Origin of the sequence: Paenibacillus sp. FSL M7-0134 (assembly GCF_038007865.1) — a bacterium.
Classification (GTDB): Bacteria; Bacillota; Bacilli; order Paenibacillales; family Paenibacillaceae; genus Paenibacillus; species Paenibacillus polymyxa_B.
On record NZ_JBBOXV010000002.1, the window covers coordinates 2,259,142 to 2,284,597 of the forward strand.

Below are 25,456 nucleotides of genomic sequence, written 5' to 3' on the forward strand. Positions count from 1 at the left end.
GCTTCAATTCACCTCTGCCTGTTTATTCCATTCATTTCAATAGCTCGTTAAAAGACTCTCCAAATAATCCTGGACGTGCAAGTTTCATTTTTACATTTATTTTTATATCCATGTTTGCTAACTCCTTAGGCCACGTTTCCTTTATTTTTTTCCAGTCTTTTGGGTTCTTCTGATGAATTTTATTCCCAATACCAATAAGGTCGATATTATTTTGCTGTAAGGCTTTCCAGCCTTCCCGGATTTGCAACTCGATAATTTCTGCTGCTTGCTTCTGCAATTGGTCTATACTTTGCATATTTTTCATTTCTCTTTGCGAAGAGGCTGACAAAAGATCTCCGGTAGTTTTAACGTCAACGTTTAGGTAAAAATGATTTAAGTTCTTTATTGGCGTAATCTTAACCTTGGCCTTCCGGATGAGGAAAGCAGCCGTAGCATTCCCATCCACATAGTTTATAGTGGTGTTTTTAATCTGGTTGTTTAACCATGAAACCCCTATACTTTCCTTTTCATTTAGGTGTCCGACTCTCTTGTCTTTCCGGAAAATGCTTAGGCCCGACAACTTAAGTTTACTTTTAGCGGATGTTTCCTTGAACACATCAACAGAATCTAGTTTCTCCGGCTCGGAGCCCTCAAGAGATATTTCTGGAACTCCGGCTGCACCACTATCGGAGCTAATTTTCGAAATAAATTCATACATAGATACGGATGGATAAATCGATCCATATCTTCTGTTTTTTTCTATAATATTTTCTAAAGCTTGACCGGGAATTTTCTCTGGTGGTACAAGCTTTTTTAAATAATCACGAGCCTCTCCGTTGGCAATAAATACTTTTACAGTTTCCCGTGAATCAAGGTTACGGAGGTAAATATCAATAATTTCTTCAATGCCTTGTTCTGCTGCTTTTTTTCCAATAACGATTACATTATTTTGAGCAAAATACAATTTACGTGGGTATTCCAGACTACTCTTCGTAACGGTCTCTCTTAGTGTTTTTCCATGTGTAGAAAAAGTATGTACAGCGCTTTGCGATGCCCCCGTGGAAGAACCACCTGAGCCAGTCGTCATAGCTGATGGAATGATGATTTGATAAGTATTGATCCAGTCGCCTTGATGTCCATCAATTCCAGTTGCTGTTGTGATGCCTAATTCATTCAATTCTGTTCGATCCACGCACCCTGTAAGTAATAATCCTGCAATACACAGAACGTAACTAACTCTAAATTGGCTCACCATTGATCTCTCCTATTTTTCGGTATCAGACTTGTCATCATTTCTAATTTCATCTGAAATGGCAGGGTATTGGTGAGTTGCCTGTCTGGTTTTGTTGGAAGCTGATTTTCCATTTGGTCTTGTTTTCATAGCCCACCACGGTACTCTAATGACAAGATCCTTCATATTGGACTTAAAGGAGGGGCTGTAGGGCATAAAATAATCAACTCCAAATGATTTGAGTGATACAAGATGAACTAAAAGGGGGATAAGTGCTATCAGAATACCGAATAAGCCCAGAGCCCCCGCTATTAGCATAAGAGCAAACCGCAACAATCGGACTGCTGAAGCCAAGGTGACATATGGGATCACAAAGTTCGATATAGCTGTGAAGGCAACAACGATTACCATTGCACCTGAGACCAGTCCGGCTTGCACCGCTGCCTGCCCGATAACTAGAGCTCCTACGATGGAAACGGCTGGCCCGATGACCCTAGGCATTCGCACACCGGCTTCACGAATTACTTCAAACATCAATTCCATCATTAATGCTTCCAATAATGCGGGAAAAGGAGTTCCTTCCCGTTGAGCCATCAGTGTAATTAACAGCGTGGTAGGGATCATTTCCTGTTGAAAAGTCGTCAGGGCTATAAATAGAGAAGGGAGCAACAAAGTGATTAAAAAAGATACCACACGAAGAGCCCTTAAAAAAGATGAAATGTCATATCTCTGGTAGTAGTCTTCAGCCGTCTGAAAGAAATTAAAGAAGGTTACAGGTGCAATCAGAGCAAATGGCGTCCCATCAATCAGAACAGCTACTTGTCCGTCTAAAAGGCTTCCTGCGACTGTATCCGGACGCTCTGAGTTCAGCATGGTGGGAAAGAGACTAAGTGGTTCATCCTGTATGAATTCTTCTATGTAGCCACTTTCAAGTATACTGTCTGTATCAATGGATTGAAGCCGTTTAGTAATTTCATGCACGACTTCTGGATTAGCGACACCTTCAATGTAAGCTAATATAACTTTAGTTTGTGTATATCGCCCAATAATATGACTTTCAAACTTAAGGTCAGGTGTCCGCAATTTTCTTCTAATCAGTGTGATGTTGGTTGAGACATCCTCCGTAAATCCTTCTTTAGGACCCCGAACTACGGTTTGAGTACTGGGTTCCTGAATAGCTCGTCTTACTCCGCCGGCGATGGAAACTGTCAGGGCATATGTACTTCCATCGATAGCAATGACAGCATTACCGGAGAGGATGGATTGATAAATTTCATTTTGCGAGTGTATCATTTGAATATTTCCTGACGGGATTGTTCTCTTTATTAGCGAAACTGCGGTATTTTCTTCAAGCTTAAAAGAAGCTGCGAAGACCGGCTCTGTAATTAAGCCCTCCATTAAATCGGAAAGCAAGTTTTGGTCAATCAGCCCCTCGATATAACAAACGGCGAGATGTCCAGCATGGACAGGACTTTCGGAAAAATCACGAATGATAAAATCAGAGCTTTGTCCGAGTTTTAATTTAAGTATTGATAGAGTATGTGCTAATGATGGATTTATGGGTTCTGAAGAGGCCTGCTGTTTAGATTTTTCGATATCCTGTGTGTACCTTTTTCCAGGTTTCAGAACATTTCTAATCCAACGTGTCAACACAAGTGAACCCCCTCTTTATTGATAAAGTATATCTTTGCCCTGCACCCCAAAAATATACGCTATTTTTATGAATTGGATACTTAGTGAAAGACATTTGGAAGCCTCATAATTATCCGAATTTCGCAAATCAACCAGCATAGGGTCTAGAAGAGTTTGACGTATAGAATATTTGAGTCCCGGATTGAGGAGACTACCTCTTATAGGTTTGAAATTTTTTAGAAAGTGGTGATCAGGTTTGAGTTTCTCGGATGATCAGCTTATCTGTCTCCGATTTGAGGACGAACTAGGGTATTTTGCTAAGGCTGCTGCTCCTCCTATTTATGAGACTGCTCCATTTTTCTTTGATACTTACGAAGATTATGCTGAAGCGGCTAATAATGAAAAGGAGCATTATGTCTATTCGAGGGGAACCAATCCTACCGTTCAGATTGCAGAGCAAATGATTGCTGCGCTGGAAGGTGGGGCGGATTGCAAGTGCTTTGCTTCCGGAATGGCTGCTATCAGTGCCTCTCTAATGTGTAGCTTATCCGCAGGGGACCATCTGATTCTGGTCGGACACATATATGAAACCTCCGTCAGCCTAGCCCAATATTTAAAGAGGTTCCATATAGACTATACAATCGTACATTCGACTTCTACGGAAGCAGTTGCTGATGCCATCAAATCGCAGACCCGTGCTATTCTTATGGAGTCTCCTACCTCATTCACATTCGATATGGTAAATATTCAGGAGGTAACTTCGCTTTCCAAAGCAAAGGGTATACGTACAATCATAGATAATTCATGGGCTACACCCCTTTTCCAAAAACCATTGGAATGGGGCGTAGATATCGTTGTTCACTCCGCATCCAAGTACTTGGGTGGTCATAATGATTTAATTGCAGGGGCAGTGATCGCTTCTAAAGAGATAATATACCGTATGTATGCTGAAGAGTATGAGTTGATTGGCGGCTCGTTAGCTCCTTTTGAAGCCTGGCTACTCATTCGGGGTCTAAGAACACTCCCGCTCCGTATGGAAGCCCATCAAAGGAATGCTCTGTTGGTTGCTCGTTTTCTATCAGATCATCCGTCCATTTCCAAAGTGAATCATCCCGGACTTCCTTCTCATCCACAACATAAGCTGGCATGTAGACAGCTCAAAGGGTATGCTGGATTATTCAGTTTTGAACTAAAGGATTCGACTTATGAGGATATATGTAGAGTGATCAATAAACTGCGACTGATCCGGATCGGTGTATCTTGGGGGTCTATGGAGAGCCAGGTGATCTCACCAAACTACGGCTTCAATAAGCAGAGTCTAAAAAAACAACACATGCCTGAATCGCTTATCCGCCTGGCTGTAGGGCATGAGCCTGCTGAACTTTTGATACAGGATTTGGCTACAGCTTTAAGCTAAGCGAACATTTCAGTATTTTATCTAAAAAAGCGAAAGCAGCGGCTCCTCCAATACATAAAGAGCACCTGCTTTTCTGATTTATGACGTTTATACCTGATCAACTTTGCAGTTTAAGTAGGAGATAAGAGAGCATTGGTTGCTCCAGGTAAATTACCGTGTGTTGGAGTGTTTTAATAAAAACTACAACGTGTAGAAATACAAATTAGCAAACTGGGAAATATTACAACTTGCCTGATAGGTATACACGTGATAAATTATATATCCAGCCAGTTAAACGGCTGTTGATTTGATCTTTGAAAACTGAGCAACGAGTGAGTACGGATTTTGTTTACAAAATCCAACGCTGAAATTTTGGTACATGCCATCGGGCTGTATAAAATGGAAGCAAACAAGAGATATTTTTATCTCGTCAGTTTCAAAATGAGCTTATCGCTCTTTTCTATAAACCAACTTCGGTTGGTCTTTAATGGAGAGTTTGATCCTGGCTCAGGACGAACGCTGGCGGCGTGCCTAATACATGCAAGTCGAGCGGGGTTGTTTAGAAGCTTGCTTCTAAACAACCTAGCGGCGGACGGGTGAGTAACACGTAGGCAACCTGCCCACAAGACAGGGATAACTACCGGAAACGGTAGCTAATACCCGATACATCCTTTTCCTGCATGGGAGAAGGAGGAAAGACGGAGCAATCTGTCACTTGTGGATGGGCCTGCGGCGCATTAGCTAGTTGGTGGGGTAAAGGCCTACCAAGGCGACGATGCGTAGCCGACCTGAGAGGGTGATCGGCCACACTGGGACTGAGACACGGCCCAGACTCCTACGGGAGGCAGCAGTAGGGAATCTTCCGCAATGGGCGAAAGCCTGACGGAGCAACGCCGCGTGAGTGATGAAGGTTTTCGGATCGTAAAGCTCTGTTGCCAGGGAAGAACGTCTTGTAGAGTAACTGCTACAAGAGTGACGGTACCTGAGAAGAAAGCCCCGGCTAACTACGTGCCAGCAGCCGCGGTAATACGTAGGGGGCAAGCGTTGTCCGGAATTATTGGGCGTAAAGCGCGCGCAGGCGGCTCTTTAAGTCTGGTGTTTAATCCCGAGGCTCAACTTCGGGTCGCACTGGAAACTGGGGAGCTTGAGTGCAGAAGAGGAGAGTGGAATTCCACGTGTAGCGGTGAAATGCGTAGATATGTGGAGGAACACCAGTGGCGAAGGCGACTCTCTGGGCTGTAACTGACGCTGAGGCGCGAAAGCGTGGGGAGCAAACAGGATTAGATACCCTGGTAGTCCACGCCGTAAACGATGAATGCTAGGTGTTAGGGGTTTCGATACCCTTGGTGCCGAAGTTAACACATTAAGCATTCCGCCTGGGGAGTACGGTCGCAAGACTGAAACTCAAAGGAATTGACGGGGACCCGCACAAGCAGTGGAGTATGTGGTTTAATTCGAAGCAACGCGAAGAACCTTACCAGGTCTTGACATCCCTCTGACCGGTCTAGAGATAGACCTTTCCTTCGGGACAGAGGAGACAGGTGGTGCATGGTTGTCGTCAGCTCGTGTCGTGAGATGTTGGGTTAAGTCCCGCAACGAGCGCAACCCTTATGCTTAGTTGCCAGCAGGTCAAGCTGGGCACTCTAAGCAGACTGCCGGTGACAAACCGGAGGAAGGTGGGGATGACGTCAAATCATCATGCCCCTTATGACCTGGGCTACACACGTACTACAATGGCCGGTACAACGGGAAGCGAAATCGCGAGGTGGAGCCAATCCTAGAAAAGCCGGTCTCAGTTCGGATTGTAGGCTGCAACTCGCCTACATGAAGTCGGAATTGCTAGTAATCGCGGATCAGCATGCCGCGGTGAATACGTTCCCGGGTCTTGTACACACCGCCCGTCACACCACGAGAGTTTACAACACCCGAAGTCGGTGGGGTAACCCGCAAGGGAGCCAGCCGCCGAAGGTGGGGTAGATGATTGGGGTGAAGTCGTAACAAGGTAGCCGTATCGGAAGGTGCGGCTGGATCACCTCCTTTCTATGGAGAATCGTTTCCTGAAATGGAAACATTCAAATAAGTAGGTACAATGTACCTGCGACTGGATATTCAATTCGGTTCATCACGTTTGTGTGAATGAAATGAATATCCTTAACTTACTCACTCGTTGCTCAGTTTTGAGAGCTCAAACTCTCAAGCTTCGACGAATGTTTCATTCACACATCCGTGTGGAATCGAAATATTCATCGGATTTCGCTTCGAAGAGGCGAATTGCACCTTGAAAACTGGATACCGAAACGAAATTGCGTTTTAGAATATTCCTTTAAGCTGATCTTGTGTAAACAAGTGAAATAAAGGTAGCAGGTAAGGAAAGATCTTTTGCCTTTGGCAAAAATCATTCTTTATCGAACATCGACATTTTCTTTCTTTGAAAGAAAAGTCTAGGTTAAGCTACAAAGAGCACACGGAGGATGCCTAGGCGCCAGGAGCCGACGAAGGACGTGGCGAACAACGATAAGGCCTCGGGGAGCTGTAAGCAAGCTTTGATCCGGGGATGTCCGAATGGGGAAACCCGGCTGTCTTCATCGACAGTCACTTTCTGCTGAATACATAGGCAGAATAGAGGCAGACCAGGGGAACTGAAACATCTAAGTACCCTGAGGAAGAGAAAACAATAGTGATTCCGTCAGTAGCGGCGAGCGAACGCGGATTAGCCCAAACCAAGGAGCTTGCTCCTTGGGGTTGTGGGACGTCTCACATGGAGTTACAAAGGAACCGGTTAGATGAAGAGGTCTGGAAAGGCCCGCCAGAGAAGGTAAAAGCCCTGTAGTTCAAAACTTGTTCTCTCCGAGACGGATCCCGAGTAGTGCGGGGCACGTGAAACCCCGTATGAATCCGGCAGGACCATCTGCCAAGGCTAAATACTCCCTGGCGACCGATAGTGAAGCAGTACCGTGAGGGAAAGGTGAAAAGCACCCCGGAAGGGGAGTGAAATAGATCCTGAAACCGTGTGCTTACAAGAAGTCAGAGCCCGATCTATGGGTGATGGCGTGCCTTTTGTAGAATGAACCGGCGAGTTACGTTCCCGTGCAAGGTTAAGGTGAAGAGCTGAAGCCGCAGCGAAAGCGAGTCTGAATAGGGCGAATGAGTACGTGGACGTAGACCCGAAACCGGGTGATCTACCCCTGTCCAGGGTGAAGGTGCGGTAACACGCACTGGAGGCCCGAACCCACGCATGTTGAAAAATGCGGGGATGAGGTGGGGGTAGCGGAGAAATTCCAATCGAACCCGGAGATAGCTGGTTCTCCCCGAAATAGCTTTAGGGCTAGCCTCGGAAAAAAGAATCGTGGAGGTAGAGCACTGATTGGGTGCGGGGCCCGCAAGGGTTACCAAGCTCAGTCAAACTCCGAATGCCATAGATTTAGTTCCGGGAGTCAGACAGTGAGTGCTAAGATCCATTGTCGAAAGGGAAACAGCCCAGACCATCAGCTAAGGTCCCCAAGTGTGTGTTAAGTGGGAAAGGATGTGGAGTTGCACAGACAACCAGGATGTTGGCTTAGAAGCAGCCACCATTGAAAGAGTGCGTAATAGCTCACTGGTCGAGTGACTCTGCGCCGAAAATGTAACGGGGCTAAACACACCACCGAAGCTATGGCTTGATGCTTGCATCAGGGGTAGGGGAGCGTTGAATGCGGGTTGAAGGTGTACCGTAAGGAGCGCTGGACTGCATTCAAGTGAGAATGCCGGTATGAGTAACGAAAAGATCTGTGAGAATCAGATCCGCCGAAAGCCTAAGGGTTCCTGAGGAAGGTTCGTCCGCTCAGGGTAAGTCGGGACCTAAGGCGAGGCCGATAGGCGTAGTCGAAGGACAACAGGTCGAAATTCCTGTACCACCGTAATCCGTTATGAGCGATGGGGTGACGCAGTAGGGTAGTGACGCGGACTGATGGATGTCCGTCTAAGCAGTGAGGCTGGTGTGTAGGCAAATCCGCACATCGTTAAGGCTGGGCTGTGATGGGGAGCGAAAATTGTAGTAGCGAAGGTCATGATCTCAGACTGCCAAGAAAAGCCTCTAGCCAGGAGAAGGTGCCCGTACCGCAAACCGACACAGGTAGGCGAGAAGAGAATTCTAAGGCGCGCGGAAGAACTCTCGTTAAGGAACTCGGCAAAATGACCCCGTAACTTCGGGAGAAGGGGTGCCTCGGTAGGGTGAATAGCCCGAGGGGGCCGCAGTGAAAAGGCCCAAGCGACTGTTTAGCAAAAACACAGGTCTGTGCGAAGCCGCAAGGCGAAGTATACGGGCTGACGCCTGCCCGGTGCTGGAAGGTTAAGGGGAGTGGTAAGCCTTCGGGCGAAGCTATGAACCGAAGCCCCAGTAAACGGCGGCCGTAACTATAACGGTCCTAAGGTAGCGAAATTCCTTGTCAGGTAAATTCTGACCCGCACGAATGGCGTAACGACTTGGGCGCTGTCTCAACGAGAGATCCGGTGAAATTTTAATACCTGTGAAGATGCAGGTTACCCGCGACAAGACGGAAAGACCCCATGGAGCTTTACTGCAGCTTGATATTGAATTTGGGTACGATCTGTACAGGATAGGTGGGAGCCGTAGAACTTTGAGCGCCAGCTTGAAGGGAGGCATCCTTGGGATACCACCCTGATCGTATCTAGGTTCTAACTTGGTACCGTGATCCGGTGCGAGGACAGTGTCAGGTGGGCAGTTTGACTGGGGCGGTCGCCTCCTAAAGAGTAACGGAGGCGCCCCAAGGTTCCCTCAGAATGGTTGGAAATCATTCGAAGAGTGCAAAGGCAGAAGGGAGCTTGACTGCGAGACCTACAAGTCGAGCAGGGACGAAAGTCGGGCTTAGTGATCCGGTGGTACCGCATGGAAGGGCCATCGCTCAACGGATAAAAGCTACCCTGGGGATAACAGGCTTATCTCCCCCAAGAGTCCACATCGACGGGGAGGTTTGGCACCTCGATGTCGGCTCATCGCATCCTGGGGCTGAAGTAGGTCCCAAGGGTTGGGCTGTTCGCCCATTAAAGCGGTACGCGAGCTGGGTTCAGAACGTCGTGAGACAGTTCGGTCCCTATCTGTCGTGGGCGTAGGAAATTTGAGAGGAGCTGTCCTTAGTACGAGAGGACCGGGATGGACGTACCGCTGGTGTACCAGTTGTTCCGCCAGGAGCACCGCTGGGTAGCTATGTACGGAAGGGATAAGCGCTGAAAGCATCTAAGCGTGAAGCCCCCCTCAAGATGAGATTTCCCAATTAGTAAGACCCCTTGAAGACGACGAGGTAGATAGGTTGGGGGTGGAAGTGCAGTAATGCATGGAGCTGACCAATACTAATCGGTCGAGGGCTTATCCTAAGAATAAAACGCAATGAGTTTCGGATCCAGTTTTCAGGGTGTAACCTTGAAAGTATGTACAAGTGACATATGATAAGCGCATGGCTATTCATTCACACGATAAGTGATGAACCGAATAACCATACGGAAGAATTTACGATGTAAATTCATGTTTGGTGGCGATAGCGGAGGGGTTCCACACGTACCCATCCCGAACACGACCGTTAAGCCCTCCAGCGCCGATGGTACTTGGACCGCAGGGTCCTGGGAGAGTAGGACGTCGCCAAGCAAATAAAAGTATGACCTCTACATAAAAAACCGCGATTATCGCGGTTTTTTTGTTTCCAAAAAGATGTGCTTGTCAAAAATGAAGTATGAATCCCATAAGTAAAGACAAGTAAGACAAGAGTAAACCAGTTTTGTTTTTGAAAAAAACATGTTAAACTTTTCTCATAAAAATAAATGTACTTTCTGAGGTGAGTTGAAGTGTTGGAACGTTCTATGGAGAATACAAGGGAATTACACAAAGGAAAGGGAGTGATTTAAAAAAGAAAAGGAGATTATAAATGAGCACTTATCAAACAGTTATTAGTGATGGATTTGAGTTGAAATATGCTATAACAGGTAACGGAAGGCCGATATTGGTGATCGGCAGTAGTGTATATTATCCTCGCTTATTTTCAGACCATTTATATAAAAAGTTTCAGTTTATTTTTCTGGATCATAGAGGGTTTGCAAAACCGACTCGAGCTTTAAAACCAGAAGACTATACTTTGGATAAAGTTATTAATGATATAGAAACAGCAAGACAATGCCTTCATCTAAACGAATTTATCATATTAGGACATTCCGGGCATGCCTTTATGGCTTTGGAATATGCTAAACAATACCCGGACTATGTTCAAAAAGTGGTGCTTTTAAATTCAGTACCTACGAACAGCCAGGAAAGACAGCGGCAAAGCGCTTCATTCTTTTATGAAACGGCCAGTCCAGAAAGAAAGGAACGTTTTGAAAAGGACATTGTTTTATTAGAGGAAGATATCAAAAGAGACCCTGATAGAAGGTTTGTTCACATGTGTATACGAATGGGAGCCCAAAGCTTTTATGATTATGCCTATGACGCGGCTTACACGTGGAATGATGTGTACACGAACATGCCTATCATTGATTACTTATGGGGAGAAGCTTTCGGTAACATGAATTTGATACAATCCCTGGCGGATATCCATAAACCCGTATTTATTGGTTTGGGAAGGTATGATTATTTGGTTGCACCTGTTTCATTATGGGATAGGGTCGATGACACCTACGAGAACGTGAAAAAGGTGATTTTTGAACATAGTGGGCATAACCCGATGTTTGAAGAACCACATTATTTTGATCAAACATTAGCCAAATGGATTAATGAAGATCACTAGGATTTTAAACGGTCGATTCCTATTTAATAAGGAGTCGACTTTTTTGATGTTAACAAAGATCATAACTGAGCTTAGGAAAGGCGTATAACATGGAGTTGACGAAACTTGTAATCACGTTTAATAAGGTCATTAGCAATTGACTTCATGCTGCGCCCAAACAGAGCTTATATCGAGTGTTTTCTTCGGATGTCACTGCCATGTTCGGTGATTTGTTTGACAGAGAATAAAATTAGTAATACTGTGAATTCTAAATGACACTCCGTCTGTCATTTCCATGACTTAAATTTAATAAGTAAGTTTAAAGAAAGAGGGATAAGATTGTTTTCAAAACGGCAAAAAGAAATACTCTTATACTTAATTAGTTCAAATCATCCTGTTACTGCTGCATGGATTTCTAAAGAATTAAATGTTAGTGATCGAACCATACGTAATGATTTGAAGTATATACAAATTAAGTCTGCTCCAATGGGTCTAAATTTAGAATTGATTAGGGGAAAAGGATACGACATAAAAATTACCGATAAAGATTTGTTTAATCAAAATTTCAATGACTTAACTAATGATAAACTCAGTCATTCTACAATTGACTTTTCTGAACAAGATAACCGAGTTATTTATTTGTTGAGCCGTTTCTTGTTAGAAAATAGCTATATAAAATTAGTGACTATTGAAGAAGAAATGTTTGTATCTAAATCTACAATACAAAACGATTTAAAAGAAGTGCGAAAAATACTGGAAAAGTACAACCTGAATTTAGTAAATCGCCCCCACTACGGCTTGTATATAGAGGGTGATGAATTTATGAAACGAACATGTTTATCAAATTATTTATACAAAAGAGAAGAAAACTTCGATCAATCTCATGAGGACTTTCCTTTATTTGATAAAAAGGAATACAAGAAAATTAAAGAAGTAATAATCGAAAAAGTAAACAAATACAAAATTGAAATATCAGATATTTCTTTAGAAAACCTTGCTATTCATTTAATTATTGCTTGTAAGAGAATCGAAGAGGGATTTTTAATTGATAATCCGTCGGTATATTTACAAAAAGACTACCCTTTCGAAGAAATAGTGGCCCATGAAATTGTCAAAGAAATAGAAGACATTACAGGATTGCTATTTCCTGATTCGGAGATCAATTATGTTATTACCCATTTGGTAGGTACTAAATTGCTTCCAAAAGAAAGTTTGTCAGAGTACAGTAAGTTGGATGAAGTCGGATCCATTGTGAGTTGTATTCTGAATAAATTACAGAAAGAATTAAATTGGGATTTCAATCATGACGTTGAATTCATTCAAGCACTCACACTTCACATTAGGCCTGCAATGAACAGACTTAGGTACAAAATGAATATTAGAAACCCCTTATTAAATGAAATTAAAGTAAATTATCCAGCGGCATTTGAAGGAGCTCTTATAGCCAGCAAGTGTATTAATAATTTTTTGAATTTAGAAGTTGGAGAACATGAGGTAGCTTTTATAGCTTTACACATTGGAGTTGCTTTAGAAAGAATGAAAAATAAAAACAACAAGATAAAAAAAGTGATTATTGTATGTGCTTCAGGTGTCGGAAGCGCAAAATTACTGTATTATCGATTAATTAATTCATTTGAAAATAAGTTACAAATTGTAAATACAATCAGTTATTATAAATTAGCAGAAGCCGATTTATCCTCTATAGATTTTATAATCAGTACAGTTCCGATCAAAGAGGATATAGGGATACCCGTCTATGTAGTAAATACCTTTTTAGATGATAAGGATCTAAATCGAATCAGGAACCTCTTATCCTCTTCAGAACAGCAAAGAGAAGCTCATACTTATCTTGATCCATCCCGGGTGTTTGTGAAAAAAGAATTAACAACAAAGGAAAGCGTTATTCATTTTTTAAGTAGTAAGTTGGTTAAACAAGGTCTTGTACCTGATGATTATGTATCTTTAGTATTAGAAAGGGAGGCATTGGCTCCAACAAGTTTTGGTAATCTAGTAGCCATTCCACATCCGACTCTTCCCGTTACGACAGAAACTTTCTGGACCATATGTACGTTAAAACGCCCAATTCGATGGAACGATAAGCAAATGGTACAGTTGATTTGTTTGTTAAACATTAAAGAAGGAAACAATGTCGATTTAGAAAACATGTATAAGAAACTCGGTTCGCTTATAGAAAATAAGGAGATCGTCCAACGAATTCTTGCCAAAGACTCCGTGGAAGAAATCATGCAGTTACTAAACTGAAACAACAAGGAGCCGTTTTTTACACCACAAACGTTTCCTATTGTTTTTGGAAAAAGGTTCGGTTAAAAAGAAAGCGATTTAATTGTAAACTTAAGTTGTTCAGTAAATGAAGGAATTTAAGGGGGAAAAGATTATGAATACAATTATGTTAGTATGTGCAGCAGGAATGAGTACAAGTTTATTAGTAACGAAAATGCAAAAAACAGCTGAGGAAAAAGGCATAAAAGTAGATATTTTTGCCAAATCGGCTTCTGAAATTGAATTTACTTTGAAAGAGAGAAATGTAGACGTCATATTATTAGGGCCTCAGGTGAAATATTTGAAAAAGCAATTAGAAACTAAATTGGCAGATAAAAATATTTTTATTGAAGCTATTAATATGCAACATTACGGTATGATGAACGGTGAAAAAGTGTTAGAAGATGCATTACAGTTAATAAAAAGCAAATAACAAAGGATTTGAATTAAGAATTTGTTACTAAACAATAAAAGATAAGAGGGGAGAAGTTATGGTAAAAGAAGAATACTATACGGTGGCGTTTAACATTATTAGTAACGTAGGTACAGCTAAAAGCTTAGTAATTGAGGCACTTTATGCGGCAAAAGAAGGAGAATTTCAATTAGCAGAAGGAAAGTTAGAAGAGTCAAAGCAATTTTTTAGAGAAGGACATAGAGCGCATTCTTCATTAGTAAAAAGAGAAGCAAATGGAGAGCAACTTGATTTCTCACTGATATTAATGCATGCAGAAGACCAACTCATGAGTGTAGAAACCATTTCACTGCTTGTTACAGAAATGATCGAGCTATATAAGCGTTCAAAATAGAGATTGTTCAAGCCAAATAGAAGTGGCATCGCTACAAGAAATTACATCTTCGGGAGAGGACACGATGTTATGGGTAAAATAACTGAGTTTTTAGAAGAAAAGGTAATGCCAATTGCAGGCAAAATTGCTGGTCAACGGCATTTACAAGTACTTCGCGATGCAATGGTTCTAACAATCCCATTTATTATTATCGGTTCCGTGTTTCTAATCTTAGCAAATCTGCCAATTCCAGCTTATATAAACTTCTTAAAAGCTCATCCAGATATCAAAGCAACCTTACTTTATCCTTACAATGGTACATTTAATCTGGTCGCATTAATTGCTACCTTTGCTGTCGGATATAGGCTAGCTGAGAGTTATAAAGTGGACCCACTTGCTTCAGGGGCTGTAGCATTATGTTCGTATTTTGTTGTCACGCCTAATACAACTTTTACGGTAGATAAAGTGGTCACAACAGCAATGAATGTTAATTACTTTTCGAGTCAAGGCTTATTCGTAGGATTGCTTATTGCAATATTCTCGACAGAAATTTACCGTAGGGTCGTTCAAAAGAATATTGTTATCAAAATGCCAGATGGAGTTCCGCCCACTGTTGCAAAATCCTTTACAGCAATTATTCCAGGTTTTATTGTCATCGTGAGTGTATGGGTTATACGTTTACTTGTTGAAAACTTTACTCATTTTGAAAACGTTCACACTATCGTCGCAAAACTTCTACAACAACCTTTAACCAATGTTGGTACAAGCCTAGTTGGTACAATCTTTGTATTCTTATTAATCAATTTGTTATGGGCGATTGGGTTACATGGTTCTACAATTGTAGGTTCTGTCATGTTACCTATCTGGTTACAGTTGACATCAGAGAACGCAGCTGCCTACGCAGCAGGATTACCCGTCGATAATATTGTTACGGCAGAATTTAGATATCTTATCTTTATCGGTGGATCCGGTGCAACACTTGGTCTTGTGCTCGCAATGTTTTTCTTTTCTAAGAGTAAACAATTGAAGCAAATGGGACGACTAGCCATTGGACCCGGACTATTTAATATCAATGAACCGTTAATCTTCGGTATGCCAATCGTATTAAACCCAATCATTTTGATTCCGTTTCTTATAACACCAGTTATTAGCGTGTTGATAACCTATCTATCTATGTATTATGGATGGGTAGCGAGCCCCATTGGTGTGTTGCCTCCTGGGACAATGCCAATACTTATAGGCGGATATCTGATGACTGGCAGTGTCTCGGGGATCGTCTTACAACTTATTTTGTTTGCTGTATCCTTTGTTATTTACTTCCCGTTCTTTAAGATCATGGACAATCAGAAATATAAAGAAGAACAGAAGGCGCTTGCAAGCTAAGATGAGATCATCAATTAAAGCCTGTTAGAGTTTCTTAATGCATTTCTGTTCATAAAAATAATAGTTTGTTGACATAGGATCTATGTACTAATAGGAGGGTTATCATGTTTCAAATGAAAACAAAATTTCCAGAAGATTTTTTGTGGGGTGGAGCAACGGCTGCAAATCAACTAGAAGGAGCAAGTGATGTTGGCGGCAAGGGACTTTCTCTGGCTGATGTATATACGTTTGATGAAAAGATGCCGAAAGAGCAATGGTCAGATCAGTGGCATTTAATGACTCATAAGCAAATAGAAGAAGCTCAAGATCCTGCAAGTAAAAAATATTATCCCAAAAGACATGGGATAGACTTTTATCATCATTATAAAGAAGATATCGCATTATTTGCAGAAATGGGCTTTAAAGCTTATCGCATGTCAATTGCTTGGACTCGTATTTTTCCGAATGGTGATGAGTTAGTACCCAATGAGGAAGGATTGGCGTTTTATGATCGTGTTTTTGATGAATTGAATAAGTATGGAATAGAGCCTGTTGTTTCTTTATCTCATTATGAAATGCCACTACATCTTTCAACAAAGTATGGTGGCTGGGTGAATCGTAAACTAATAGATTTCTTTGTTCGTTTTGCTTCAACTGTATTTGACAGATATAAAAACAAAGTGAAATATTGGATGACTTTTAATGAAATTAACTGTGTGACCCATCATCCATATGTAAGTTTAGGGGTTATTGAGGAAAATCACCCTAATATTGAACAAGCAAAATTTCAAGGCGCTCATCATCAATTTGTAGCAAGTGCTCTTGCAACCAAAGCATGCAAAGAGAGTAATCCTAAAGCAATGGTAGGATGCATGGTTAGTTATCAGTTGCTTGTTCCTTATAGCTGTGATCCAGATGATGTTCAAGCTACAGTAGATAAACAGCGTACCTCATTGTTCTTTACAGATGTTCAGGCGAGAGGCTATTATCCTGCTTACACAGCTAAAATGCTTGCAGAAAAGAATGTAGTACTGGAAACAGAACCCGAAGATGAACAAATTATGAGAGATTATCCGGTTGATTACGTGTCCTTTAGCTACTATATGTCTAGCGCAGTCAGCGCACATCCAGAAAGAATCGAAGGGGCGGTAGGAAATCTACTTACAGGAGGAGTTAAAAATCCTTATTTGCCAACAAGTGATTGGGGATGGCAGGTTGACCCTAAAGGTCTACGAACTGCTTTAAACCAATTGTATGATCTTTATCAAAAACCATTATTTGTTGCTGAAAATGGATATGGCGCTTTAGATGTATTAGAGGAGGGCGATAAAATTGAGGATGATTATCGTATTTCTTATTTAAAAGAACATATTAAACAAGTAAAAGAAGCAATTGCAGATGGTGTAGATATATTTGGCTACACGAGCTGGGGCTGTATCGATATGATTAGCGCCGGAACTAATCAAATGTCAAAACGCTATGGATATATTTATGTAGATCAGGACGATATGGGCAGAGGTACAAAACGTCGCATAAAGAAAAAATCATTTTATTGGTATAAAAATGTTATTGCTACGAATGGAGAACAATTAGACTAAATTTTTAAAAGGAGAATGGTTACCTATAGGCTTGTCTCATCAGGGGCAGCTTGAGGAAGCATTCTCCTCTTTTTATAAATCGATATGTCAGCGGCTTGGCAAAACGCATGCGCTTCTCACTAGCTCAAATCGTCAATCAGTTCATGTTCGTCACCAATATCCAACTTTAGCGAAATATTGTTATCATAGGTTCCAACGGTAATCTTTTAATTTCAATTAGGACAGCCAGAAAATCAAAAACATATAGAAGATGATAAACAATAAACAAGATTGACAAAATATTAGAAGAAAGATACGATCTCGATTTATCTGATAAAACAAACAATGTAAATAAACTGTTGGGTAATATTACTTCATCCTGGTTGTCGTGACTTGACGGCTTAACTAGGATCTGTATAATAACCGGGAGATCATGTTACATTGATAGTCTAATTCCCGTTTTTTATGCCCTATCAGAAACAACTCTAAGACTCATAGAACTGAACAATTTAGTAAAGCAATGATACGGAGGTCGTTATGAAATACGAAATTATTTTATTTGATGTCGATGATACGCTGTTTGATTTTAAAAAGGCAGAAAGTCATGCGCTACATAATACGTTTACCCAATTTGGATTGCCGCAAGGGGCCACGGAGTATAAATCCAGTTACGATGAAATCAACGGCGCGTTGTGGCGAGAGGCAGAGGAAGGACACATTACCTCAGCGCAACTGCGTGTGGAACGGTTTAAGCGATTATTTACTGTTTATGATCTAGACTTCAATCCAGATGCCTTTAGTGCTGCATATTTACGTTATTTGGGTGAAGGTGCTTTTTTGATGGACGGAGCGGTTGAATTATGTGATATGCTGTCTGATTGTCGTTTGGCGATCATTACGAATGGAATCAAAGAGGTGCAAACCTCCAGAATTCAGCTTTCACCGCTGCGTGATGTATTTGAGCAGGTAATTATTTCAGAGGAAGTGGGTTGCCAAAAGCCACAAGCTGGGATTTTTGATTACGCATTTACTAAGCTAGCCATTTCAGATAAAAGTAAGGTTCTCATGGTCGGTGATTCTTTGACCTCGGATATTCAAGGAGGGAACCAATACGGAATCGATACCTGCTGGTTCAACCCTGCTGGGAAAACAAACGCGTCTGGTATTCAACCCACTTATGAAATAAAAAGCCTGATGGAGTTATCGAATCGTGTGCTTTCAAAGCGTCTCGTACTGAATCGTACATCGGCTGAAATTAGATGAATAATGTCGAAATCAGAAGGCCAGAAATTAAGGACATCGAAAAGATAAATGAATTGTTTAGAATTGTGATTATAGACACGTTTGCTAAAGAAGGCATTGGTCATATGCTGGAAGACATAGATGAGGAAATTGAGACTAAGAGGGTATATTTGGAACGTGACTTTGAGAGTCACGGTGAACAACGATACTTCTTAATCGCTGTAGATGGGAATCATATAATAGGTTCTATTGAATATGGACCAGTAAGTGAACTAATAAGTAAATCTACCAATGCTACATTTAAAAATTTGTGCGAGGTAGGAACTGTACTTGTTCACCCTGACTACAGATAGTAGATATCGTATTGCGCAGAAAATATGGAAAAAGAAATTTGGAACTCCTGATTATTTATTAAAAGATTATTGGGGAGCAGGCTCTGATCAAATGATATGGAGAATCAAAGTCAAGGATGCTATTAAATGATCAATTGCTTGGCAATCTCTTGTGTGTCTTTAATCTACAAGGACCAAAGTTATAAAACAAGGCAGGCCGGAAAATCGGCCTGCCTTGTTTTAATTTTTTTATCGTCACTGGCTGGTCCATGATTAGCAGGAGACAGCTTTAAGGCGGAAGGTAGAGCTGGCGAAATCTCCAGTGAGATCGGAGACCACAAGCCCAATTCTCATTAGGCGGTCACCTCCGAAAATTTCTCCATCGAACGCTGCACGGAAGGGGGAACCGCTATCTTCCACTAAGGTATTACCCGTATGGACTTCAGTGTTGCCCGTCGCCCCGTGTTCGATTATATACTTTTTATTTGGATCAAGTCCTTTTAGAGTTAGTCGCCGGATGGGCCCATTTGGTTCAGCTAGTACACGGAAGTAAGCGACAAAAGCTTCGGACTGGTCCTCGCTAACGAACATCCAGGCCGTGTCGCCTCGGCCCTCAAATGGACTAAGGAGTCGATACATATCTCCTTGCTGTACAAGGGAACGAATTTCCTTATACTGGGCGATTTGTTTGGCAGCGAGCTCCTTTTCTTCATTTGTAAAGGCAGTTAGGTCAAGTTCGTAGCCAAAATTCCCGCTCATTGCCACGTCGCCGCGTATAGCGAGGGAGGTGATTCGCCCCACCTGGTGATTCGGTACATTCGATACGTGTGCGCCCATGGTACTGGCCGGATACACGATGCTTGTGCCATACTGGATAGCCAATCTTTCAATGGCATCAGTATCGTCACTGGTCCATGTCTGCGGCATATAGTAGAGCATTCCTGGATCGAATCGTCCACCGCCTCCGGAACAGCTTTCGAACAAGATGTCCGGGAACTGGGAAGTCAGACGTTCCAGAAGATCGTAAAGTCCGAGCATATAACGGTGCGCAGTTTCCTTTTGTCGCTTGCTAGGAGCTGTAGCCGAAGCAATCTCCGTCATATTACGGTTCATGTCCCACTTGACATAAGTAATCGGAGCGATCGAGAATACGGAGCTAAGCGTCTCGTACAAGTAGTCGCATACTTCCTTGCGGGAAAGATCGAGCACCAGTTGGGATCGGCCTTCCGTCCGCCGCCGACCTTCCGCATGTAGGCACCAGTCGGGATGGTTGCGGTACAGTTCACTATCAGGTGATACCATTTCCGGCTCAACCCACAAGCCAAACTGTAATCCTTGTTCATTAACCCGTTTGGCCAGGTCGGCAAGGCCACCAGGCAACTTGCGACGGTCTTCAAACCAGTCCCCAAGCGAATTGTCGTCGTTGTCGCGCTTACCAAACCAACCGTCATCTAGAACAAAGAGCTCAATTCCAAGGGGCCCTGCTTCCTTGGCAATCGCTTCGATTTTATCGGCGTCGAAGTCGAAATACGTGGCTTCCCAATTGTTCACGAGAATAGGACGCTCTTTGTCACGGTAAGCCCCCCGGCACAGGCGTGTGCGATAGAGTCGGTGATAGGTGCGTGACATGCCCCCAAGACCTTCTTCAGAAAAGACCAATATGGCTTCAGGGGTCTGGAATGACTGACCCGGCTCAAGCCGCCAGGAGAAGTCAAAAGGATTGATTCCGACACTTACACGAGTCTGGTTGAACTGCTCTACTTCTGCCTGTGCGACGAAGTTGCTGCTGTAGATTAGACTGAAACCGTACACATCCCCACGATCTTCAGTCGCATCAGGACGAAGCAGTGCCAGAAATGGATTCATTTGGTGACTGCTGGAACCCCTTCGGCTCTCGAGCCGAAGGGAGCCGGGTCCGAGATCGCGGCGTTGGATATGTCTTTCCCGAACCCAGGCTCCAGGTAAGTAGAGAGCTTGGTAGTTGGAATCGGCGAAGTCGACAGAGGCGCTCATGGCGTGTTCAATATTCATGGTAGCGCTTCCCTTTTGTTCAAAAAGAGTAGACCTCGCAATGGCACTGTGATTCGCAAATACAGTATAGAGCAGTGTAGTCTTAAGCCCAGAGTATGGATCCTCAAGGATCAAAAAGAGGGTTGTGGCTTCATCATCCGATTCGGTATAGACGGAAGGAAGTCCTTCGAGCTTTGGTTTACCCGGTTCAATACGGTAACCACTATATTTCAGCTCCGTAGTCCGAGTCCCGTCCGCAAGTGCAACCTGGTAAGCTGGTTGACGAAAGTCGCTTGTTCCATACTGGGGGTATTCCTGTGGAAGCGTGTCCAAAGAAATTGTACGGCTGGAAGAAACGGGAGTGGGAGAGAAGGAGCAACGCTCCCTAAGCTCCAATATACTTGCGAGACTTTGGTCATGATGAAGTTGAGCTCCCCAATAGACATGTGCGGGATATCCTTCTACAAGCTGGATAATATAGCTGCAATCCTTGGACTGCAAATGAAACAAACCAAGCGCCTCGTTAACATGAATGTTCATGATATTCACTCCTTAGGGGGTTATCATTATTGTTTTACGTAAGGATACTGATCAATGACAATAAGGCTCTCAAGTACTGATTTTAGCCTTTTTTGCATGAACTCTCCCGAATGACAAGCTTAGTCCCGATCACGCTATACGCAGGTGGTTCACGCCCCTCAAACCGTTCAGAGAGCAGTTGCACGGCAGCCTTTCCCATCTGTTCAGGATAGGCACGGACGGTGGTTAGCGGAGGCTGCACGAAGGCTGCCATCTCAATGTCGTCGAAGCCGACAACAGCCATATCCTCTGGTACCTTGACTCCATGTCCATGAAGGGCGCGGAGGGCACCAATAGCGAGCGGATCGCTTGCAGCGAAGCAGGCCGTCGGTCGTTCCTGTTGGGTTAGAAGCTCGTTCATCATGAGATAACCATCCGCGGTACTCCAGGCACCTATACGGACGAATTGAGGATTGTACAACCCCTGTTCCCGCATGAATCGTTCAAAATAATGCGCTCTTCGCTCACCGTCGCTCTTACCGCCGATAAATCCGATTTGTCGGTGGCCAAGCTCAAGTAGATGTCCGAGTGCCTGATCAACAGCTTGCCGGAAATGAAGTCGTACAGAATCATACTCCAGCTGTTCATGGTACTGGTCGACAAGGACAATGGTGTTCTTGTCAGGATGAAGTTTGAATACCTCTTCAGGATCAACGCCGCCCACAACAATCAGACCGTCCGCCTTCTGCAGGGTGCCGATGGATGAGCGGCCTCGCAAGGTCTGGCCCAACGTCAGTCCAAGCTCTTCACAGCGCAGTTCGATTCCACGGCGGATCGAGGCGTAATACGGATCGTCTCTTTCCTCCTCAATAGAACACCACAGCAGGAGGGAGACGGTTTTCCCGGCACGTTCCGTATTCTGCTTTAATTGCCTCAGCCGGGTAGGCTTATACCCGAGTTGCTCGGCAACCAAAAAAATTCTGCTTTTGGTGTCTGGGCTTACGGACAGTGACAGATCGTTATTTAAAACCCTTGAAACGGTTGCGGCAGACACACCCGCTTCGCGGGCAATGTCTTTAATGGTTGCCAAAAGAGCTCACACCTTTTTAGTTAATAATTTTACTAAAAATCGACTTTATCCTAACACATCTTTAAAGCACTTTCAAGATGGACGGTTGAATTTTTTTAACATTATTTTTGATCTACTACTGTAGAGATTGTTTGTGTTAACATGATGAATATTCTCTTGATGACGGAGGGGTCCTAGTTGAATATTCTGTCACTAGCTCGTAAGTGGTTTGGTCGACTTCGCTTTAAAAGCAAGGTTATAACGGTATTTCTTCCGCTAATTATTGTTTCTCTGCTTACTCTTGGACTGTTGTCCAACCAGCTTTTCAGCCGTTCTTTGATAGACCGAACCACCAGCAACGTGGTCGATGAGTCTCAGCTTATCTTGTCTCGGACCGATTACATATTCAGCAGCGTGGAAACAGCGGCCAATATTATGGTGACGAATATTAACCGGATGTATGATTCATACGGTGCCAAACCTGGTACTGCGATGGAGTCTATTCAGTTTGGAAACTTGATGCAGAGCCGCCTATCCATTGATTTGTCAATCTTTCGTGAGGTGGATGCCGCTGTATTTATTGATAATGAAGGGACAATTTTCGCCTCTTATACCGAAAGCGGGGATGATCGCAAGATCTATAGCATGCTTAAGCGGGTAAGGGAATCCGAAAGTTATGGACAGGCACTCTGGTTTGATATGGAGAAGAGGGATTTCCTAACACCAGATCCGAACTCTCCGGTTTTGACGTTGGGGAAGACGGTCATTAATATAGACACGGGCGAACCCTATGGAACCCTTTTTCTGTTAGTGAAGGAAGAAGGTTTGTCCGATTACTTCCGTTCCAGCGATCCGGATGCGCCCAAATCTTATTATTTTTTAGATAACGGAATGCGCGTGGCGGTGGCAGAAGACAATGAGATGCTTATGAATCCGGTGAATCCACAGCTAGGTGAGGCCATCCAACGTTGTGCGCCTAATGCATCCCAAGGAACGTGCTCATTCGAGGATGAGGGCAATCTGGTAACGGTCACTGATTATACCCGGATGGATTGGAAGTTGGTCAATATCGTATCTCTTAGCCTGCTTACGGCTGATGTCCGGCAAAATGTTAGATTGTCGCTCTTAATCGGCGTATTGTGCCTTGTTTTTTCCTGGCTGGGCGCTAGCTTTCTATCCAAAATGGTCGTTAGCCCTCTCGAACATCTGACTAGGGCCATGCGAAAAGTAGTAACTGGTGACTTGCAAGCGGTTACGACAGTCCGCACAGAGGATGAGATCGGTACGATTGCTGAAGCGTTTAACTTTATGGTAAGAAGAGTTCGGGAGCTGCTGGATGAGGTAAGGCAGGAACAGAACCGTAAGCGTGAATATGAGCTCGCACTGATAAGCGCCCAAATTAAACCGCATTTTCTGTACAACACTTTGGATACCATTTATGCACTCAATGAGTTAGATCGTAATGATGAGGCTAGAGATACTACAAAAGCGCTAGCAGATTTTTATCGAATGGTGCTGAACAAGGGACGGGAATTAATTACTTTAGAAAAGGAAGCTCAGATTACTGATGATTACCTGACGATTTTGCAAATCCGTTATCCCGATGTGTTTCGCTATGAAGTGGATATCCCTGCCGAGCTTGCAGGTACACCTATCCCGAAGCTCTCGCTTCAGCCGCTTGTCGAGAATTCGATTTACCATGGTCTTAAGAAGAAAGGAACAAAAGGTTTTATCCGTATTTTTGCCTTTAAACAGGGTGATAAGGTGATCGTTCGGGTGGAGGACAACGGTGTGGGGATGGATGAATTCCAAGTTCAGACTATTATGTCCAGACATTTACCGAAAGAAGGAATACGATCAATCGGTACCTACAGTGTTCAGCAACGACTGAGTCTGTATTTTGGCGAGGAGTATGGGATATCCGTTCAAAGTATTCTCGCGGAGGGAACAACTGTTGACCTGTCGTTGCCGATGCTGCCAAAGGGGAGTGAACACCAAGATGTATAAAGTGATGATTGTCGATGATGAGCCGCTGTTCCGAGACTTTCTGCGTATAAAGATAGATTGGGAAAGTCATGGCTTTCGGGTTTGCTGCGAAGCAAGGAACGGACAGGAAGCACTTCAAGAAGCCGAGCGGCATCAGCCGCATCTCGCCCTCGTAGATATCAATATGCCCTTCATTGATGGAATTGAATTAGCCGAGAGGTTGAAAGTCAAGTTCGAACGCATCGTTATTGTATTCATATCTGGACATAACGAATTTGAATACCTACAGAAGGCGGTTCGAACCGGAGTGCAGGATTATTTGTTGAAGCCATTCAATGCAGAAGAAATGCTCTCGATGTTGGAACGTATTAAGCCGAAACTACCGGTGTTTCTGCAGGAGAGCGAAAGTACCGAGTGGGGTCATGGTAGCGAAGCGTTGCACGGCAGAGCAAGTATGCCTGATTTGGGCCATCTGCGTGATGCAGTCGTGCTAGACCTTCGATTGAAAGACAGTGAAACGTTAGAGGAAGTCCGTAAGGCAATCCAGCAGCTTAGTATATATAAGTGGGGGGACGAATACGCGGACGCGATGCTTATGGGAATCGTATCTCTAGCACTTTCCTTTGCAAGTGAACGCGGCATTCCTTATGATCGGCTATGGGATGAAGGTTTGAACAAGTCTCCTTATGACCGGCTTCGGGAGTTAGATTCCTGGGAGGCTGCTGAAGGATGGATGCTCGCTTTGTACCGCAGGCTGATCCAATTGATGGAGAATATGCACTCTACGAAGGCTTCCAATCTTTTTGCTGCGGCGATCACCTATATCGAGGAGCATTATGCAGACACAGAGTTGTCTGCTGAGCAGGTTTCGTGCGGGGTTTTCGTCGATCCCAGCTATCTGCGGCGCGTCTTCCGCAAGGAGTCCGGCTTCTCCATAGTGGATCATATTACACATATTCGGATGAAGAAGGCTAAGGAGCTCTTACTGAACAGAAATCGGAAGTTGGCGGAAATCGCTGAAAGTGTTGGATACAGTGACCCCAATTATTTCAGCAAATGCTTCAAGAAACGCTTTGGCATGACACCGACTGAATATGAGCAACTCCAAAAAAGGTAGCTCTTGTCCTGCGAGGCAGAACAACATCGATTTAAGCCTGGCGGTTTTCCTATATGGAGAACCGCTGCTCTATTTGTCCCGTTTTTTACTGATTATGCCCGTTTTATTCCTTAATCAAGAAAAGAAGCGGGAGTATACTGTAGTTATGAAAATGAAAGCGCAAACATAAAACACACTGCATAAGGGGGATTAA

At 43.4% G+C, this 25,456-nt stretch carries 14 protein-coding genes, 3 rRNA genes and 1 pseudogene; 14 read left to right on the forward strand and 4 right to left on the reverse strand.

Going from position 1 to position 25,456, the window contains the following annotated elements:
- Positions 1-31: 31 nt before the first annotated feature.
- Complete coding sequence (locus NSQ58_RS25770) at positions 32-1,234, reverse strand: Ger(x)C family spore germination protein (protein ID WP_023988555.1); 1,203 nt, start codon at positions 1,232-1,234, stop codon at positions 32-34.
- Positions 1,235-1,243: 9 nt separating this feature from the next.
- Positions 1,244-2,863: a spore germination protein gene (locus NSQ58_RS25775; RefSeq protein WP_023988556.1), complete on the reverse strand. Its 1,620-nt coding sequence runs from the start codon at positions 2,861-2,863 to the stop codon at positions 1,244-1,246.
- A gap of 235 nt (positions 2,864-3,098) precedes the next feature.
- Between NSQ58_RS25775 and NSQ58_RS25780 the strand changes: the two genes are divergently transcribed.
- The 12 genes and pseudogenes from NSQ58_RS25780 (at position 3,099) to NSQ58_RS25835 (ending at position 18,713) form a co-directional block, all read left to right on the forward strand.
- A complete protein-coding gene (locus NSQ58_RS25780) occupies positions 3,099-4,259 on the forward strand; it encodes a trans-sulfuration enzyme family protein (protein ID WP_341058470.1) in 1,161 nt (386 codons plus the stop codon).
- A gap of 463 nt (positions 4,260-4,722) precedes the next feature.
- Positions 4,723-6,278, forward strand: a 16S ribosomal RNA gene (locus tag NSQ58_RS25785).
- A 404-nt stretch (positions 6,279-6,682) separates the two neighbouring features.
- Positions 6,683-9,608: ribosomal RNA gene (locus NSQ58_RS25790) — 23S ribosomal RNA — on the forward strand.
- A 151-nt stretch (positions 9,609-9,759) separates the two neighbouring features.
- A 5S ribosomal RNA gene (rrf, locus tag NSQ58_RS25795) occupies positions 9,760-9,876 on the forward strand.
- Together the 16S, 23S and 5S rRNA genes form the textbook arrangement of a ribosomal RNA operon.
- Positions 9,877-10,153: 277 nt before the next feature.
- Positions 10,154-11,005 (forward strand): alpha/beta fold hydrolase, encoded by an 852-nt coding sequence (locus tag NSQ58_RS25800; protein ID WP_341058472.1) that lies wholly within the window; start codon positions 10,154-10,156, stop codon positions 11,003-11,005.
- Positions 11,006-11,323: 318 nt separating this feature from the next.
- A complete protein-coding gene (locus tag NSQ58_RS25805; protein ID WP_339202114.1) occupies positions 11,324-13,246 on the forward strand; it encodes a BglG family transcription antiterminator in 1,923 nt (640 codons plus the stop codon).
- A gap of 133 nt (positions 13,247-13,379) precedes the next feature.
- Complete coding sequence (locus NSQ58_RS25810) at positions 13,380-13,697, forward strand: PTS sugar transporter subunit IIB (protein ID WP_023988560.1); 318 nt, start codon at positions 13,380-13,382, stop codon at positions 13,695-13,697.
- A 58-nt stretch (positions 13,698-13,755) separates the two neighbouring features.
- Entirely contained in the window at positions 13,756-14,070 is a 315-nt protein-coding gene (locus NSQ58_RS25815) for a PTS lactose/cellobiose transporter subunit IIA (RefSeq protein ID WP_023988561.1), read from the forward strand.
- A 69-nt stretch (positions 14,071-14,139) separates the two neighbouring features.
- Positions 14,140-15,432: a PTS cellobiose transporter subunit IIC gene (celB, locus tag NSQ58_RS25820; RefSeq protein ID WP_023988562.1), complete on the forward strand. Its 1,293-nt coding sequence runs from the start codon at positions 14,140-14,142 to the stop codon at positions 15,430-15,432.
- A 104-nt stretch (positions 15,433-15,536) separates the two neighbouring features.
- Positions 15,537-17,009, forward strand: coding sequence for a glycoside hydrolase family 1 protein (locus NSQ58_RS25825; RefSeq protein WP_279836341.1), 1,473 nt, complete (start codon positions 15,537-15,539; stop codon positions 17,007-17,009).
- Between the two features lie 516 nt (positions 17,010-17,525).
- Positions 17,526-18,251, forward strand: coding sequence for a YjjG family noncanonical pyrimidine nucleotidase (locus NSQ58_RS25830; RefSeq protein WP_341058477.1), 726 nt, complete (start codon positions 17,526-17,528; stop codon positions 18,249-18,251).
- Positions 18,248-18,713: pseudogene (locus NSQ58_RS25835) on the forward strand (GNAT family N-acetyltransferase). Before NSQ58_RS25830 ends, NSQ58_RS25835 begins: the two are co-directional and overlap by 4 nt.
- A gap of 122 nt (positions 18,714-18,835) precedes the next feature.
- Here NSQ58_RS25835 and NSQ58_RS25840 read toward each other — a convergent pair.
- Together NSQ58_RS25840 and NSQ58_RS25845 are read right to left on the reverse strand one after the other, a co-directional pair.
- Complete coding sequence (locus NSQ58_RS25840; protein WP_341058478.1) at positions 18,836-21,112, reverse strand: alpha-galactosidase; 2,277 nt, start codon at positions 21,110-21,112, stop codon at positions 18,836-18,838.
- Between the two features lie 82 nt (positions 21,113-21,194).
- On the reverse strand, positions 21,195-22,181 hold the full coding sequence (locus NSQ58_RS25845; RefSeq protein WP_025723649.1) for a LacI family DNA-binding transcriptional regulator: 987 nt from the start codon (positions 22,179-22,181) through the stop codon (positions 21,195-21,197).
- 177 nt (positions 22,182-22,358) lie between these two features.
- Here NSQ58_RS25845 and NSQ58_RS25850 point away from each other — a divergent pair, with 177 nt between their 5' ends.
- Positions 22,359-24,167: a cache domain-containing sensor histidine kinase gene (locus tag NSQ58_RS25850; RefSeq protein WP_076160483.1), complete on the forward strand. Its 1,809-nt coding sequence runs from the start codon at positions 22,359-22,361 to the stop codon at positions 24,165-24,167.
- Positions 24,160-25,263, forward strand: coding sequence for a response regulator transcription factor (locus NSQ58_RS25855; protein ID WP_028541314.1), 1,104 nt, complete (start codon positions 24,160-24,162; stop codon positions 25,261-25,263). Before NSQ58_RS25850 ends, NSQ58_RS25855 begins: the two co-directional genes overlap by 8 nt.
- The last annotated feature ends 193 nt before the right edge of the window (positions 25,264-25,456 follow it).

Bases quoted from the DNA above. Each gene is read 5' to 3' on its own strand.
- NSQ58_RS25770 (WP_023988555.1), bottom strand. From the start codon at position 1,234: ATGGTGAGCCAATTTAGAGTTAGTTACGTTCTGTGTATTGCAGGATTA.
- NSQ58_RS25800 (WP_341058472.1), top strand. From the start codon at position 10,154: ATGAGCACTTATCAAACAGTTATTAGTGATGGATTTGAGTTGAAATAT.
- NSQ58_RS25810 (WP_023988560.1), top strand. From the start codon at position 13,380: ATGAATACAATTATGTTAGTATGTGCAGCAGGAATGAGTACAAGTTTA.
- NSQ58_RS25815 (WP_023988561.1), top strand. From the start codon at position 13,756: ATGGTAAAAGAAGAATACTATACGGTGGCGTTTAACATTATTAGTAAC.
- celB (WP_023988562.1), top strand. From the start codon at position 14,140: ATGGGTAAAATAACTGAGTTTTTAGAAGAAAAGGTAATGCCAATTGCA.
- NSQ58_RS25825 (WP_279836341.1), top strand. From the start codon at position 15,537: ATGTTTCAAATGAAAACAAAATTTCCAGAAGATTTTTTGTGGGGTGGA.
- NSQ58_RS25830 (WP_341058477.1), top strand. From the start codon at position 17,526: ATGAAATACGAAATTATTTTATTTGATGTCGATGATACGCTGTTTGAT.
- NSQ58_RS25840 (WP_341058478.1), bottom strand. From the start codon at position 21,112: ATGAACATTCATGTTAACGAGGCGCTTGGTTTGTTTCATTTGCAGTCC.
- NSQ58_RS25855 (WP_028541314.1), top strand. From the start codon at position 24,160: ATGTATAAAGTGATGATTGTCGATGATGAGCCGCTGTTCCGAGACTTT.